Genomic DNA, 317 nt, shown 5'->3' on the forward strand with positions numbered 1-317 from the left:
ACGTCGGTGCCGGCCTTATTGCTCAAGGTCGCGGTGTAAGTGATCTGACCGCCTTCGTTAACTGCGCTTGGCGCAGTCAGGGTCACGGTGGTGGTATCTGCAGTGCCCGGTGTGTCCGTTACGGTCGTAGTGACTTTATCGGTACCTGGCACCAGATTTTCGAAATGCTCGCCTCCGCTCACAGTTTTGATCGCGGTAGTGATGGTCTGGTCGCCGTTGTAAACATCGTTCGGCGCCACGGTGGTGACGGTGCCGCTGGACTGGTTCACACCGATGGTGATGGTCTGGCCATTGTCCAAAGTCACGGTCAGTGGATT

The 317-nt window shown here is 57.1% G+C and carries 1 protein-coding gene; it reads right to left on the reverse strand.

All coding sequences use genetic code 11. From position 1 onward, the window contains the following. Positions 1–317 (reverse strand): immunoglobulin-like domain-containing protein (locus tag ACQRBT_RS28325; protein ID WP_427851705.1); only part of this gene is annotated, 317 nt, incomplete at both ends.

The organism is Pseudomonas sp. R19M (assembly GCF_050312585.1).
In the GTDB taxonomy this organism is placed as follows: domain Bacteria; phylum Pseudomonadota; class Gammaproteobacteria; order Pseudomonadales; family Pseudomonadaceae; genus Aquipseudomonas; species Aquipseudomonas palleroniana.